This window comes from Nitrosomonas sp. (genome assembly GCF_021731985.1).
In the GTDB taxonomy this organism is placed as follows: domain Bacteria; phylum Pseudomonadota; class Gammaproteobacteria; order Burkholderiales; family Nitrosomonadaceae; genus Nitrosomonas.
This window is the reverse complement of the sequence record NZ_JAKFWH010000083.1, coordinates 18251-34100: the sequence shown is the minus strand read 5'-3', so window position 1 is coordinate 34100 and position 15850 is coordinate 18251. Positions and strand designations below refer to the sequence as shown.

Here is a 15850-nt window from a genome sequence, read left to right as displayed (position 1 = left end):
ATGCAATCTCCTGACAAAAGTCAGAAGTTTGGCGCAAGTTGAAATCGATTACAGAAAAATATGTCATTTAGTAATGGTCGTTCAACGAGTTATCATGCGACAATTCTCGAATCTCCGGACACTACTGCGTTTGAATGAATGATTACCACAATTCAAACTGCCATCAACCTGTTTTCAGCAGCCACATCAGATCCATAGCTACACTTTAGCCACCCAAGAAACAAAAACGAGAACCTAAGTCCCCGTTGGAATAAATTCAAGTCTGAATTAAATGACAGTTTCTTTTCTACGCCGCGCCAGATACCCAATTAAACCTAGCCCACCCAACAACATCAGGTAGGTTCCTGGTTCTGGAATTAGTGATGGTGGAATAAATACAGGGTTAGGAGTAAATACGGTATCGGGAGTATACGACAGTAAAAATGGTTGGCCAACATTATCACTATTAGCCCCATATCCAAGGATCTGTCCATAGTTGTTGATGCTTAAAACAATAAGTCCAGTCAATCCGGCTGCAACGACAGGAGCCAGTAACGAAAGATCCGTCATTCCGCCGTGACTAAAGATAAAAGAATGTCCTTCCCCATTAGCAGTTGTAGCTACTCCCACAGCCTCTCCGGAATCGTTGATGTCAAAGGCAAAGCTATGGCTTCCACCCAGGGTACCCAAGTCGGTCATGCCAATGCCATTAGGCCCCGTAATAAAAGCATGGGTGGAATTATCAGCAATGCTAGATCCTCCCACCACTTGCCCGGAATTGTTGATGTCCTCAATAAAGATATAGCCAGCGGTACCCACTTCCGTAAGTGACCAGTCGGCATGCGCCATTGCAGGGATTGATGCGGTGGAGAATCCTGCGAGAAAGATTGCGACCCTTTTAAGTTTTGCGAGTTGAGTGTTCATGATTATTGCCCTATGTGATTATTTCCGTGGTGTTCAGGTGTTTCACAGTGCAAAAAAATCAAGAAACCCAAGCCAATTTGATTGCTTCATCAATGTAGCCCGGATTGATCACACACTCAATAAGCAAATCACTTAATTTTCTATTAAAAAATCATTTATTTATGGAACGTGTTCTCTATTGAATACGGTGCTCTCGGTGCTCATAGCAATCTACTGATAGCAGCTAGTGTATGGAATATGAAATAATCGCTGCTGGCCATTTTGGCTCTTTTCCCTGCGGAAAAAGTTACAAACGTATCCAATTATTTGATGGAAATTAAATTCATAGCAAGACAAAACTTTTACAGGCGTGTGCTAAAAGTCACAGACATAATTTAGATATAGCGGTATATTTCCTCTCTGTTTTCATCTTCAAAATTCTCAGTAGGTATTAAACTTGAAATCATGTGATCGCAATTGATTCGAGAATCTCGAAGTCGAATGTAAAAAATGTAGGAATATTTACTGAGGAAGATGTTTTATATTTGACCTGCGGATTGCGATCGATGATTTTATGACGAGGCCCTTTAATCCCTATTGCTTGCAATAGGGATTTTTTTTGCCTCTATTAGTCGATCACCAACACGGGCTTTATCGCAAGCTGTTGCGTAATCGTATTAGCTGCCAGCTGAGCAACAACCTGATCCGGATAGGGACCCGCATGAATTTTGTACAACCCGTTATTTTGGGTAATATTGATCGTATCGTTGAGCCACGGAAGTTTCTTCCGTACCTGTGTCAGAAAATTATGTGCATTATCCGATGAACCAAATGCGCCCAGTTGCAGATAAACCATATTCATTTCTGTATTACTATCGGCAACGGGCAACGATGCCGATGGTTTGGAAACAGCCAGTCTGACCGTGTCCCCCTCACCAGGCAATATGCTTTCAACCTCCACCCGGCCACTTCCACCAGCCAGTATTCCCAGTTTATACGCCGCCGTATAAGAAAGATCGATTAAGCGATCGGATAGAAATGGTCCACGGTCATTCAGACGCACAATCACCGACTTGCCATTCTCCAGATTGGTTACCCGGACATAGCTGGGTAACGGCAATGTCGGGTGAGCCGCCGTCATTGCATACATGTCGTAAACCTCCCCCGATGCCGTATTGTTTCCATGATAGCGGCGGCCATACCATGAAGCGGCTCCACGTTCTTTATAGGGACGAAGTTCAGTCATGGGTTTAAAATTTTTCCCTAGCGCGACATACGGCTGCATATTGGCCGGCCGCAGCGATTCGGCTCTGGGTATGGCGTCTGGAACTAAATGCAGATCGGGCGGCGGATTATCGCCTGGACCATCATCCAGATAATATCCCCCTCCTTTTCTAGCTACGGGACTTGGCCCTGGGTGAGGCATTGAAGCGGAAGATACGTCTTTTTGCGGCAGCGCGCCTGTGTATTGCGGCGTGCTGCTGCAAGCCGCTAACAAAGAAAAGACCATCGCCAATGCCAAACCATTAACCGGTGTCGATACTACAGACAAATAGTTACAAGCTTTCTGAAACGCGGAATTAGTGTTCGTCATGTTTTAACTAGTTTAGGATGTGTTTGAATACTCATCAAAATACCAAATCCGAGCAACATTGTCACCATCGATGTACCCCCATAGCTGATGAGTGGAAGCGGAACCCCTACTATGGGAAGGATACCACTAACCATTCCCATGTTAACAAAAATGTAGGTAAAGAAAGTCAGTGTAATTGATCCGGCAATCAAGCGAGTAAACTGTGTCGAGGCATTGGCCGTAATCACCATGCAACGCGCAATGACTACTAAATACAGAAATAGTAGTATGGTATTACCAATGAGGCCGAACTCTTCGGAAAAAACTGCAAAAATAAAATCAGTGCTCTGTTCCGGTAAAAAATCCAATTGCGCTTGCGTGCCATTCTGCCAGCCTTTACCAATAACACCACCAGAACCAATCGCGATGGATGATTGTATGGTGTGATAACCAGCACCCAGTGGATCTTGTGAAGGATCAAGCAAGGTCATAATACGCCGGCGCTGGTAATCATGCATGATTGACCAAAATACCGGCAAGCTAGCCGCAACTGTTATCGCCAATCCGGCAATGATGCGCCAGGATAACCCAGCCAGAAACAATACATAAAAACCGCTGGCCGCAATTAATAAAGCAGTGCCCAAATCCGGTTGCCGCAGAATCAACAATACCGGCAACATTAACAGTACCGTTGCGCCAAGATAATCTTTCAGTCGTAGGGTGATTTCGTGTTTGTCGAAATACCAGGCCATCATCAGCGGTATGGCAATCTTCATCAATTCAGACGGTTGAATTCTTGTTACCCCGATATTGAGCCAGCGCCTCGCGCCATTGTTGATTTCTCCAAACAAGGCAACACCGATCAGTAAGACGATTCCCAATATATACATGGGTAGTGCAAGTCGCATGATTTGTTGCAAAGGAATATTGGCAACCAGCCACATGATCACCAAGGCCACCAGCATGTTGATGATCTGATTATTGACTCTACTCATATTTGCGCCTGTAGCACTGTAGAGCACAATCAACCCCACGGCCATTAATGTGAGTATCCCGATCAACAAAAAGCTATCCATGTAGCGTGTGAGATAGTGCCAGATTTTTCTAATTTCTATCATGCTTTGATTTGGTCAGCCGTCATCTTGAATAGATTGTTTAACCAACTGCCAGCCAAATCTCTTAGAGATGATCATGAACAGGTTCTTCGGCAGGCTCATTTAATTTTGCAACAGTCGCTTCAGGCGATTTCCCTAATAAGTAATAATCAAATACTTGTCTGGCAATAGGCGCTGCGGTTGAACCGCCGGTTCCAGTATTCTCAACCAGTACCGCCAAAGCAATTTTAGGGTTATCTGCTGGCGCATAAGCGATAAACATGGCATGGTCACGGTGACGCTCATTAATAGACTTCTCATTGTACCGCTCACCCTGCTTAATACCGATCACTTGTGAAGTACCTGTTTTACCTGCAAAGGTATAACTTGCGTTGATAGCGGCTTTTGCAGCTGTACCGCCAGGACGGGTGACATCAACCAATGCATTCTTGACTATTTCAAGATTTCTGGGTTTTAGATTCAGGCTGTAGAGCAGCTTTTCAGGAATATCCTCGACATCTCCGGTATCACTGTTCTGTATTTGTTTAACCAAACGGGGAAGATAAGCTTTGCCATTATTCGCGATAACCATGGTGGCAAAAGCGAGTTGTAAAGGTGTAGCCAGGTTATAGCCCTGACCGATTGCAACAGAAATGGTATCTCCGGCATACCACTTTTGCTTATATTGACTCATTTTCCAGGCGGACGATGGCAGAAGTCCGGAAACTTCACCTTCGACATCAATACCTGTTTTCTTCCCCAATCCAAATTGACCGATGAAGCTGTGTATATTGTCTATCCCCAGATCATTGGCAAGACTGTAATAATAGGTATCGCATGAAACGACTAATGACTTATGCAAATCAACCCGGCCATGGCCGCCCGGTTTCCAATCGCGATAGCGGCGCTCTACACCAGGCAATGAAAAGTATCCGGGATCGCTCATACTATATTCCGGTGTGCGTTTCCCGAGCTCAAGCGCCGCCAATGCCATAAATGGCTTAAAGGTTGATCCAGGCGGATAAACACCCCGTAATGCCCGGTTGTTCAGTGGCCTATCAATCGAATTGTTCAGCAGATTCCAGTTTTCCTGATCAATACCGCCGATAAAAAGATTATTGTCATAGCCCGGCTTACTGACGAAGGCAAGCACCTCGCCGTTATTCGGATCCAATGCAACCAATGCACCCCGACGATCACCAAAAGCTTTTTCTGCAGCTTCCTGCAACCCGAGATCGATCGAAAGGATCAAATTATTACCCGGAATGGATGGTGTACGTGACAATACGCGAATGGAGCGGCCTGCAGCATCGGTTTCTACTTCCTCGAAACCGGTAACGCCATGCAATTGCTTCTCATAACTCTGTTCAATGCCAATTTTTCCAATATGCTGAGAACCTCGATAATTATTGAGCTCTTCATTGCGTTCAAGTTGCTCAAGATCTTGATCATTGATACGGCTGATGTAGCCAATGATATGCGATACAACTTCTTTCTCCGGATATTGACGCAGCACACGTGCCTTGATTTCAATACCAGGAAACCGGTAGCGATTAGCCGCAAAAGTTGCGATTTCCACATCCGTCAAACGGCTGCGAATCGGCAAGCTATTAAATCGCTTACTTTCCTTCAGCAATTTCTTGAACCGCTGACGGTCAGTGGCTGTTATTTCAATAATTGTCGCCAGTTCATCCAGTGTCGATTCAAGATTCTGGATTTTACTGGGAATAACTTCTAACGTGTAAGCTGAATAGTTCTGCGCCAGGGCCCTGCCATTGCGATCATAAATCAAGCCGCGATTGGGAACCAGCGGTGAAATGGAAATGCGGTTTGCTTCCGCCAGCGTGTGATAGTGTTCTTGTTGAGAAACCTGCAAATAATAGAAACGTACATAAAGTATCAAGAAAAGAACAAGTACAAAACAAGCGCTAACGGCGAGACGAAAACGAAATTTATGTAATTCGACAGGATGATTTCGCAGTTCTACATGTCGTTTCATAACGCATCAGGATCTGATTTTTGTTTCAGGAGCATCGATAATAGGTAAGAACCGGGTGCCCAAAGCAAGGTACCCGACAGCGCCGCAAGGAAATATTGTCCATCGGGTAATGCTGAGCCACCTGAGGTTGCAACCAGAACAATGACTATCTGCATGATCAATAATATCAAACCAATCTGAGGGGCTTGTTGCATCGAATTAAATAACCGTAATCGCCGCCCGAAAATTAATGTAAGATAAACAATGACACAATAAGCTAAAGCATGCTGTCCCAATATACCGGTGTTGCCGACATCCATCATTAATCCCATGCCGAAAGCCACACCCATTCCCATTTTGTGCGGGTGATTAATATTCCAATAGGCTATGGCAATCGCTACGAAATCAGGGCGAAATATCAATATATCCCCTTGCAATGGCAGGAAATTAAGAATCAAAGCCACAACTAAACTAGCCGCAATAAACCAATTACTGGCAGGAACATACACATCCTGTCCAAAGTAATTATTTTTATTTGACCTGTCGTCTTTATTTCTTTCCGGATTCAATTTTAGGCATCTCTAAAGCATCACGGGATTCCGGTTGTATCAGGGACAGGATTAAAACTTGCCGGTTCCGGTCCACGCCGGCAACCGGTGTACTGATAATCTGGGCAAAATCACCCGTAGGGTCTCGTTCAATTCGCAATACTGTCGCAACAGGAATACCGGGCGGATAGACCCCGCCGATTCCGGAAGTGACCAACTGATCACCTTGCTGGATGTCAGTATTTACCGATAGGTAACGCAATTCCAGTTGGTTATTTTTACCTGTACCTGAAACGACAGAGCGTAAACTGTTACGGACGACTTGCACGGGAACGGAATGATCCCTGTCGGTAAGCAGTGTCACTTCGGATGACCAAGGATATAACTGTGTGATTTGTCCAACGATGCCTTTATCATCAATGACAGCTTGGCCGAGTTGAATATGATGTTGACTGCCTTTATTCAAGGTAATTTTATGATTAAACGGATCGCGCGGGGTATACAATATTTTAGCCAGAACTGCCTTAGTTCTGGTTTTGGTTTCAATTTGCTGCACCGCTCCGAGCAAATTGCGTAAATGAATATTCTCAGCTTCCAGTGAAGCTAATTTTAGCAATTGCTCTCGATTTTCGAGATAGATCTGTCTCAGTTTTATGTTTTCTTCCAGTAAGTTGAAACTGGCAATAAATTCCTCTACTTGATCATAAATATTGGCTGGGATATAGGCAATCTTCTGCAATGGGAAAATAACCACACCAATAGCCTGACGCAATTGCGGAAAATATTTGAAACGCGTATCCCCAATAATGAGCAAACAGGATAACAAAGCGAAAACAAACAGCCGTGCAAACGGACCTGGGCCATGTCTGAAAAACTGAGGAGCTGTTTCCATTACGTCCAGTATTTACGAATCTGGTTTTGTGTCTGATTCAGTCTATAAAATAAGAAAAAAGATTACTGGTTCAATGTGTTTAGTCACGTGCAAAAATACCAATCGAACGATCCATGTTTTCCAGAGCAATGCCAGCGCCACGCACCACACAGGTCAGCGGATCATCGGCGACAATGACGGATAAACCGGTTTCTTCCATTAACAAACGATCAATATCACGTAGCAAAGCACCGCCTCCGGTCATAACCATGCCTTTGTCGGCAATATCCGAACCTAATTCCGGCGGGGTATGTTCCAGAGCCGATTTAACCGCACTGACAATGCTGTTTAGCGGTTCCGCCAGCGCTTCCAGAATCTCATTACTGGAAATAGTGAAGCTACGCGGTATTCCCTCTGCAAGGTTGCGGCCTTTCACTTCAATTTCACGTACTTCAGAACCTGGAAAAGCCGAACCAATTTCTTTTTTGATGATTTCTGCAGTTGGTTCGCCAATTAACATGCCATAGTTGCGGCGGATATAGTTAATGATTGCTTCGTCAAATTTATCCCCGCCCACGCGCACCGAATTAGAATAAACAATACCACCCAACGAGATGACACCGACTTCCGTAGTACCGCCGCCAATGTCAACCACCATGGAACCGGTAGGTGATTCAACCGGCATATCAGCACCCAATGCGGCCGCCATAGGCTCTTCTATCAACTCAACTTTGCGGGCACCGGCGCCGTAGGCCGCTTCACGAATAGCGCGGCGTTCCACTTGTGTGGAACCGTAAGGCACACAAATCACAATGCGCGGATTGGCTGAAAACAACCGGGGAGGATTCACTTTGCGGATGAACATCTTGAGCATCTGCTCTGTCACCGTAAAATCCGCAATCACCCCATCTTTCATCGGGCGGATAGCCGTAATATTACCCGGTGTGCGGCCCAGCATTTGCTTGGCTGCATGACCTACTTGCTGAATCATTTTCTTGCCATTGGCCCCGCTTTCTTCGCGGATTGCTACTACAGAGGGTTCATCCAACACGATTCCCTGGCCGTGGACATAAATCAGCGTATTTGCTGTGCCCAGATCAATCGCCATATCTGTTGAGAAATAGCTTCCAAGAATATTGTTGTTCAAGAAATTAAACATAGTGGCAGAATCCGTTATTAGTAATTAGGTGAGAGCGAATAATAATTAAAACCTTCAAAAAATGATACGCCAGTTAAACGGGGCATGATACCCTAATACTTATTTCTTATTTGAATATAAGGTTACCCCTATAAAATGACTTTGTCTGTTAGCGATGTAAAACGTGTAGCTGATCTTGCTTATATTGAGATTGATGAAGACGAAGCAAAAGAAACTTTGATTCAGTTATCCGGTATTTTCAATCTGATTGAAACCATGCAAGCAGTCGATACCTCTACAGTAGAACCCATGTCTCACGCCCAAAGTGTCGTACAACGTTTACGTGAAGATGCGGTTACTGAAACCGACCAGCGCGAATTATATCAATCGATAGCGCCACAAGTCGAAGCGGGTCTCTATCTGGTTCCACAAGTTATTGAATAGACTAAATACTACTTCAACAAAGTGAACCGAAAGAACTATCCTAGAATTTAAAAACGATAATTATACGCAACATTTTATTTTTCTCTATCAGTAAATGCCATGTTTAATGCCAGTCTTAAACAGCTCTCCCTTCAGCTTGCCGAAAAAAAGATTTCCAGCACTGAACTGACAACAGAATTTCTCAAACGCATCAAGGCGCTTAATCCTGAATACAATGCGTTTATTACAGTAAATGAAGAACTCAGCCTTGCGCAAGCGCAGGCCGCAGACAAAATGATTGCTGCCGGGCAAGCAGGCCCGTTGACCGGAATCCCCATTGCGCAGAAAGATATTTTTTGCACCAAAGGCTGGCTGACCACCTGCGGGTCAAAAATGCTGTCGAATTTTGTTTCACCGTATGATGCCGGAGTCATTGAACGTTTCAATCAAGCGGGCGCAATCAATATCGGCAAGACCAACATGGATGAATTCGCCATGGGGTCGAGCAACGAAACATCATTTTATGGACCGGTGAAAAATCCCTGGGATCATGCTGCAGTACCTGGCGGCAGCTCAGGCGGCGCAGCTTGCGCAGTGGCAGCAAGACTGGCACCCGCCGCAACCGGCACCGATACCGGCGGCTCCATTCGCCAGCCAGCGGCCTTGTGCGGCATCTCGGGAATCAAACCGACTTACGGATTGGTATCCCGCTACGGCATGATTGCCTTCGCCTCCAGCTTGGATCAGGGCGGCCCCATGGCCAAATCGGCAGAAGATCTCGCGCTGCTGCTGAACGTGATGACCGGGTTTGATCCGCGTGACTCAACCAGCCTGCAACGGGACGTCGAAGACTACGCGCGGGATCTGCAAAAACCGTTAGCTGGCTTGCGCATCGGCCTGCCGAAGGAATATTTTGCCGAAGGCATGAGCAAGGATGTCGAAAGCGCCATTGAGAAAGCATTGGATGAATACCGCAAACTGGGTGCGCAAACGGTTGAAGTCTCGTTGCCGAATGCACCGCTGGCGATCCCCGTTTATTATGTGCTGGCGCCTGCTGAAGCATCGAGCAATTTATCCCGGTTTGACGGCGTGCGCTATGGCCATCGCGCCAAATCGTACGGCGATCTGGCCGACATGTACCGCAAATCGCGCGCGGAAGGTTTTGGCGCGGAAGTGAAACGGCGTATTCTGATCGGCACGTACGTTTTATCGCATGGTTATTACGATGCTTATTATATTAAGGCGCAAAAGTTACGCCGCCTGATCGCGCAGGACTTCGCCGAAGCTTACAAACAATGCGACATTATCATGGGGCCCACCACCCCCACCGTGGCTTTTAATCTTGGAGAAAAAAGCGGCGATCCGATCCAGATGTATTTGTCGGACATTTATACCAGCGCGGCGAATCTCACCGGAATGCCGGCCATGTCGATCCCGGTCGGCTTTGGCGATAAAAACCGGCCGGTCGGTTTGCATATCATTGGCAATTACTTCAGCGAAGCGCAAATGCTGAATGTCGCGCACCAATATCAACTGGCAACCGACTGGCATTTGCAGTCGCCCGTTTAAACCAATCGTTCATTCCTGAAAATATCAATTTAGTCGGAAAATACATCATGCAGTGGGAAATTGTCATCGGCCTTGAAGTACATGCTCAACTTTCAACGCAATCCAAAATTTTCTCAGGCTCATCCACCGCCTATGGCGCAGCGCCGAATACCCAGGCAAGCGTAATCGATCTGGCGCTGCCGGGCGTTTTGCCGGTGCTCAATAAAGGCGCGGTGGAACGGGCGATTAAACTGGGGCTGTCGGTGGGAGCGAAAATCAATTCGCCCTCCATTTTCGCGCGTAAGAATTACTTTTATCCCGATTTGCCCAAAGGCTATCAAATCAGCCAATACGAATTGCCGGTAGTGCAAGGCGGTAACATTCAGATCCAAGTGGATGGCGCTGAAAAGAACGTCCGCCTGACCCGCGCGCATTTGGAAGAAGACGCCGGAAAGTCGCTGCACGAAGATTTTCATGGCATGAGCGGCATTGATTTGAACCGCGCCGGCACGCCATTGCTGGAAATCGTCTCCGAACCGGACATGCGCAGCAGCGCGGAAGCCGTGGCATACGCCAAAACATTGCATGCGCTGGTGCGCTGGATCGGTATTTGCGACGGCAACATGCAGGAAGGCTCATTCCGCTGCGATGCGAACGTCTCGGTACGCCCGCGCGGCACGGAAAAACTTGGCACGCGCTGCGAAATCAAGAATCTGAACTCCTTCCGATTTCTGGAAAAAGCCATCGATTATGAAGCCAGAAGGCAAATTGAAATACTTGAAGACGGCGGTTCGATCCGGCAGGAAACCCGCCTGTACGATGCCAACAAAGACGAAACACGCACCATGCGCACCAAGGAAGACGCCAACGACTACCGTTATTTCCCCGATCCGGATTTATTGCCGCTGGAAATTCCGCAAAGCTGGATTGATCAAATCAAGCAAACCTTGCCGGAATTGCCGCAAGCGCGGCGGGATCGTTACATCTCCGCGTTTGCATTGTCCGCCTATGACGCTTCCGTGCTGACCAGTTCTCGCGAGATGGCGGATTATTTTGACGCCACGCTCAAGCAATTACCCGCGCAAGCCAAACTGTGCGCCAACTGGATTATGGGCGAGATCAGCGGGCAATTGAACAAGGAAGGCATTGAAATGACGGCCTGCCCGATCACCCCTTCCCAACTCGCCGAACTGCTCGCGCGCATCCATGACGGCACCATTTCCGGCAAAGCTGCCAAAACAGTGTTTGAAAGCATGTGGAACGGCGAACTCGACAAAAATGTCGACGCCATCATCGAAGCCAAAGGCCTGAAACAGATTTCCGACGACAGCGCCATTGAAAAACTGGTTGATCAGGTGCTGGCCGCCAATGCGCAGCAAGTCGCCGATTATCGCAACGGCAAGGAAAAAGCCTTCAATTCGCTGATCGGCCAGATCATGAAAGCCACGCAAGGCAAAGCCAATCCGGCGCAAGTCAACGCCATGCTGAAGAAAAAACTGGATGGATAAAGCCATCGCGTGATTCGCTGAAGGGCACTTCTAAAAATTCAAAGTTCTAAACAACACGAGGCACGAGCAAAAAATGGTTACGCAGCATATGCATGATATGTAAGGAAACATTTTTTTCGAGCAACAAAGTGTTGTGACGAAATTTGGATTTTTAGAAGTGCCCTGAAATTACATCAAGCCGTATCGGCGTCCTATAACGCTCTCTGTCATCAAGGAATTAAACTTAGCCATGGTGAAAGCTGCGAAAGAAATCAAACAAGAACCGCTGGAAAAACAGCTCTGGAAAGCCGCTGACAAACTGCGCAAGAACATTGATGCCGCAGAGTACAAACATGTGGTGCTGGGCTTAATCTTCCTGAAATATATTTCCGACTCATTCGAAGAACATTTCGCCAAATTGCAAGCAGGACTCGGCAACTATGCCGGATCTGATCCCGAAGACAAAGACGAGTACAAAGCCGAAAACATCTTTTATGTCCCGCCCGAGTCACGCTGGCCGCATCTCGTCGCTCAAGCCAAACAGCCGGATATCGGTAAGTTTGCGGATGCGGCGATGGATGCCATCGAGAAAGAAAATCCGTCACTGAAAGGCGTATTGCCCAAAGTCTTTGCCCGGCAGAACCTCGACCCCGCGAGTCTGGGCGGACTTATTGATCTGGTGGGCAATATCGCGCTGGGTGATGCCAAATCCCGCAGCGCCGATGTGCTTGGCCATGTGTTCGAGTATTTCCTCGGTGAATTCGCCCTGGCCGAAGGCAAGCAAGGCGGCCAGTTCTACACGCCGCGCAGCATCGTCGAATTGCTGGTGATGATGCTGGAACCCTACAAAGGCCGGGTATTTGATCCCTGCTGCGGCTCCGGCGGCATGTTCGTGCAATCGGAAAAGTTTGTCGAAGAGCACCAAGGCCGCATCAACGATATTTCCATTTACGGCCAGGAAAGCAACCAGACCACCTGGCGCCTGGCGAAAATGAACCTCGCCATTCGCGGTATCGACAGCTCGCAAGTGAAATGGAATAACGAAGGTTCGTTCCTGAACGATGCCCACAAAGACCTGAAAGCCGATTTCATCATCGCCAATCCGCCGTTCAATGTCAGTGACTGGAGCGGCGAGTTATTACGCAATGACGGCCGCTGGCAATTCGGCACACCCCCGGCGGGCAATGCCAATTTTGCCTGGCTGCAGCATTTTGCGTATCACTTATCGCCCGTGGGCATTGCCGGGGTGGTGTTGGCCAAAGGCGCGCTGACTTCCAAAACTTCCGGCGAAGGGGAAATCCGTAAGAACCTGATCGCAGAAGGCAATCTGATCGATTGCATCGTGAATTTACCGGGCAAGTTGTTTTTGAACACGCAAATTCCTGCCGGATTGTGGTTCATGAACCACGCACGTAATAATGAACATCCCCGTAAGGACCAAATCCTGTTTATTGACGCGCGCAACCTCGGCCATCTGATCAACCGCCGCACCCTCGAACTGTCCCGCGAAGACATCCAGCAAATTGCCAGCACCTACCACGCCTGGCGCACGGCCGATCCATCCCCACCCGTAGGGGCGCATTGCATGCGCCCTGATGATGCCGCGGATGCGATAGGGGCGGATGCAATCCGCCCCTACGGGGATGTGCGGGGGTTTTGCGCGTCGGTGTCGATTTCGCGTGTCGCCGAACTGGATTATGTACTGACGCCGGGGCGTTATGTCGGGCTGCCGGATGAAGAAGATGATTTTAATTTCCCCGAGCGTTTTGCCGCGTTGAAGGCGGAATTCGAGGTGCAATTGCAGGAAGAGGCGGCGTTGAATCAGGCGATTGTTGAGAGTTTGGCGAGGGTGAAGGTGTGAGCGGGATTCAAAGTATATATTCACCAAAATGGCGCGATTTAAAAATCAGGGATATTTTGACACTGGAATATGGCAAGGCACTTCAGAACTATCGAAATGGAAATAGTTATTTTGATGTTTTTGGTACAAATGGAAAAATTGGTGTTACAGAAATATACCTTCATGATGAGCCATCGCTAATAATCGGAAGAAAAGGCGCTTACAGAGGTGTTCACTTAGCAAAGTTTCCTTTTTTTGTTATAGACACTGCTTTTTACACAAAAAACAAGCTCGAAGATTTGGATGTAGGCTATTTGTATTATTGGTTTAAATGCATTGATATAAACTCAATGGATAGCGGCTCTGCTATACCATCAACTAGCAGGGATGAAGTATATGATTTAGATATTCTATTACCTCCTATTGAAGAACAAAAAGCCATCGCCTTCGTCCTCAGCAGCCTTGACGACAAAATCGACCTGTTGCACCGCCAGAACAAAACCCTCGAAGCCATGGCTGAAACGCTTTTTAGGCAGTGGTTTGTGGTGGAGGCAACGGGGGATTGGGAAGAAAAGCCACTTGGTGAATTGCTAACGGTCACATCCAGCAAAAGAATATTTTATTCTGAGTATGTTACAACAGGCATTCCTTTTTATCGCAGTAAAGAAATTATAGAACTACACAATACTGGTAATACTAAAAGTGAGCTTTGTATAACTGAGAATAGATTTCATGAGATACAAGAAAAATTTGGTATCCCAATAGACAGCGATATTTTACTTACTTCAGTAGGTACTCTAGGAATTCCGTATCGAGTGAAAAAGAATGATAAGTTTTATTTTAAAGATGGAAACTTAACGTGGTTTAAAGATTTTACTGTAATTCCAAGTATTATTATTTACTGTTGGTTAAAATCTAGCATTGGAAAAGAACATTTGGATTCAATAACAATTGGCAGCACGCAAGCAGCCCTGACTATAAATGGACTGAAACAAATTAAACTCACAATTCCACCGAAAGAAAGATTAGAAGTATTAGAAGAAAATTTAATTTTCTTTTACAACAAAATAGATGCAAACCATATTCAAATTCAAACCCTAGAAACCCTCCGCGACACCTTGCTTCCCAAACTGATGAGCGGCGAGGTACGGGTAACCGTATGATCGAACCGGTAGACAATATTGTGATTTACCAGCCGGACGATGGGTTGTCGGGGGTGGAAGTGCGCTTGCGGGACGAAACGGTTTGGCTGTCGCAGGCGCAGATGGCGGCCTTGTTTGATAAAGATAGCGATACCATCGGGTTGCACCTGAAGAACATTTACCAATCCGGTGAGTTGATCGAGTCGGCAACTACCGGGAAATCCTCGGTAGTTCGGCAAGAAGGCAGGCGGCAGGTCAAAAGAAACATCAAGGTTTATAACCTCGACGCCATTATTTCCGTCGGTTATCGCGTCAATTCCAAGAAAGGCACGCAATTCCGTATCTGGGCCAGCAACATACTCAAGCGCTACCTGGTGCAAGGGTATGCGCTGAATGAACAGAAACTTCAGACGCAACAGCAAAAACTCGCGGATTTAAAACAAGCGATTGCCTTATCTTCACGCTTGTTCCAACAGAAAGACTTAACCGCTTCCGAATCGCAAGGCATTCTGTCGATCCTGGAGCAATACAGCCACGCGTTGACGGTGTTGGACGATTACGATCATCAGCGTTTACAGGTGACCGGAATCCAGCAAGCCGGACAGCGCAGAATTTCCTATGATGAAGCGATCCAGCAAATCCGGCTGTGGCGTGAACAGGAGAAACTGGGCGGATTGTTCGGCAACGAAAAAGATGATTCCTTCAAAAGCTCGTTGGAAACCATTTACCAAACGTTTGGCGGCGAAGAACTCTATCCCAGTATTGAAGAAAAAGCCGCCAATCTGCTGTATTTCATCGTCAAGAATCACTCTTTTTCCGATGGCAACAAACGCATTGCCGCCGCGCTGTTTGTCTGGTTTCTGGCGCGTCATGATTATCTCCTTAATGCAGACGGAGAAAAGCGCATCGCCGATAATGCCCTGGTTGCGTTTACGTTGCTGATTGCTGAGAGCAAGCCCGAGGAAAAAGACACGATGGTGAAAGTCATCATCAATTTGATCAATGGCAATAATCCATAGGGGCAAATGATTATTTGCCCTAAAAGATCGCATGTACAATTACGTGCATCATTCGATGATCTATTCGGAGAAGAGCTATGAGAACCACCATCGTACTGGATGACGAATTACTGCAAAAAGCGCGAGCCTTGACTCATGTGCAGAAAAAATCTGCACTGGTCAGAGTAGCCTTGAAAGCCCTGATTGAGCGTGAAAGCGCCAAAAGATTGGCGAATCTGGGTGGCATTGAGCGGCAATTAAACGCGATTCCACGTCGGTAAAATGACGGTTATGCCGTAGGGGTAAATAATCATTACCCCTACAATCC

General features: G+C 46.9%; 14 protein-coding genes. 7 read left to right on the top strand and 7 right to left on the bottom strand.

All coding sequences use genetic code 11. The annotated features are described in order from the left end of the window. Positions 1-267: 267 nt before the first annotated feature. The 7 genes from QZ942_RS12705 to QZ942_RS12675 all read right to left on the bottom strand — a co-directional run bounded on the left by QZ942_RS12705 (position 268) and on the right by QZ942_RS12675 (position 8105). A complete protein-coding gene (locus QZ942_RS12705; protein WP_292996163.1) occupies positions 268-903 on the bottom strand; it encodes a PEP-CTERM sorting domain-containing protein in 636 nt (211 codons plus the stop codon). A 607-nt stretch (positions 904-1510) separates the two neighbouring features. After that, positions 1511-2476, bottom strand: coding sequence for a septal ring lytic transglycosylase RlpA family protein (locus QZ942_RS12700; protein WP_292996161.1), 966 nt, complete (start codon positions 2474-2476; stop codon positions 1511-1513). Beyond that, the gene (gene rodA, locus QZ942_RS12695; RefSeq protein WP_292996159.1) at positions 2473-3573 is read right to left on the bottom strand and encodes a rod shape-determining protein RodA; all 1101 of its coding nucleotides are present in this window, start codon (positions 3571-3573) and stop codon (positions 2473-2475) included. Before rodA ends, QZ942_RS12700 begins: the two co-directional genes overlap by 4 nt. 61 nt (positions 3574-3634) lie before the next feature. Beyond that, complete coding sequence (mrdA, locus tag QZ942_RS12690; protein WP_292996157.1) at positions 3635-5548, bottom strand: penicillin-binding protein 2; 1914 nt, start codon at positions 5546-5548, stop codon at positions 3635-3637. Then, positions 5545-6036, bottom strand: a complete 492-nt coding sequence (gene mreD, locus QZ942_RS12685) for a rod shape-determining protein MreD (RefSeq protein WP_292996156.1) — start codon at positions 6034-6036, stop codon at positions 5545-5547. The genes mrdA and mreD overlap by 4 nt, the downstream gene beginning before the upstream one ends. Before the next feature lie 40 nt (positions 6037-6076). Then, positions 6077-6967: a rod shape-determining protein MreC gene (mreC, locus tag QZ942_RS12680; protein WP_292996154.1), complete on the bottom strand. Its 891-nt coding sequence runs from the start codon at positions 6965-6967 to the stop codon at positions 6077-6079. A gap of 79 nt (positions 6968-7046) precedes the next feature. Continuing rightward, complete coding sequence (locus tag QZ942_RS12675; RefSeq protein WP_013965051.1) at positions 7047-8105, bottom strand: rod shape-determining protein; 1059 nt, start codon at positions 8103-8105, stop codon at positions 7047-7049. A gap of 135 nt (positions 8106-8240) precedes the next feature. On the opposite strand from QZ942_RS12675, the gene gatC reads away from it, so the two are divergent. From gatC to QZ942_RS12640, 7 genes are all read left to right on the top strand, one after another. Continuing rightward, positions 8241-8528, top strand: a complete 288-nt coding sequence (gene gatC / locus QZ942_RS12670) for an Asp-tRNA(Asn)/Glu-tRNA(Gln) amidotransferase subunit GatC (RefSeq protein WP_292996151.1) — start codon at positions 8241-8243, stop codon at positions 8526-8528. Positions 8529-8627: 99 nt separating this feature from the next. Beyond that, positions 8628-10076, top strand: coding sequence for an Asp-tRNA(Asn)/Glu-tRNA(Gln) amidotransferase subunit GatA (gene gatA / locus QZ942_RS12665; protein WP_292996149.1), 1449 nt, complete (start codon positions 8628-8630; stop codon positions 10074-10076). Between the two features lie 44 nt (positions 10077-10120). Further along, positions 10121-11563 carry an Asp-tRNA(Asn)/Glu-tRNA(Gln) amidotransferase subunit GatB gene (gatB, locus tag QZ942_RS12660; RefSeq protein ID WP_292996165.1) on the top strand — a complete coding sequence of 481 codons (1443 nt, stop codon included), beginning with the start codon at positions 10121-10123 and terminating at the stop codon, positions 11561-11563. A 229-nt stretch (positions 11564-11792) separates the two neighbouring features. Further along, positions 11793-13403: a class I SAM-dependent DNA methyltransferase gene (locus QZ942_RS12655; RefSeq protein WP_292996147.1), complete on the top strand. Its 1611-nt coding sequence runs from the start codon at positions 11793-11795 to the stop codon at positions 13401-13403. Next, on the top strand, positions 13400-14545 hold the full coding sequence (locus QZ942_RS12650; protein WP_292996145.1) for a restriction endonuclease subunit S: 1146 nt from the start codon (positions 13400-13402) through the stop codon (positions 14543-14545). Before QZ942_RS12655 ends, QZ942_RS12650 begins: the two co-directional genes overlap by 4 nt. After that, on the top strand, positions 14542-15543 hold the full coding sequence (locus tag QZ942_RS12645; protein WP_292996143.1) for a virulence protein RhuM/Fic/DOC family protein: 1002 nt from the start codon (positions 14542-14544) through the stop codon (positions 15541-15543). The genes QZ942_RS12650 and QZ942_RS12645 overlap by 4 nt, the downstream gene beginning before the upstream one ends. A 77-nt stretch (positions 15544-15620) precedes the next feature. Continuing rightward, the gene (locus QZ942_RS12640) at positions 15621-15803 is read left to right on the top strand and encodes a type II toxin-antitoxin system VapB family antitoxin (RefSeq protein ID WP_292996141.1); all 183 of its coding nucleotides are present in this window, start codon (positions 15621-15623) and stop codon (positions 15801-15803) included. The last annotated feature ends 47 nt before the right edge of the window (positions 15804-15850 follow it).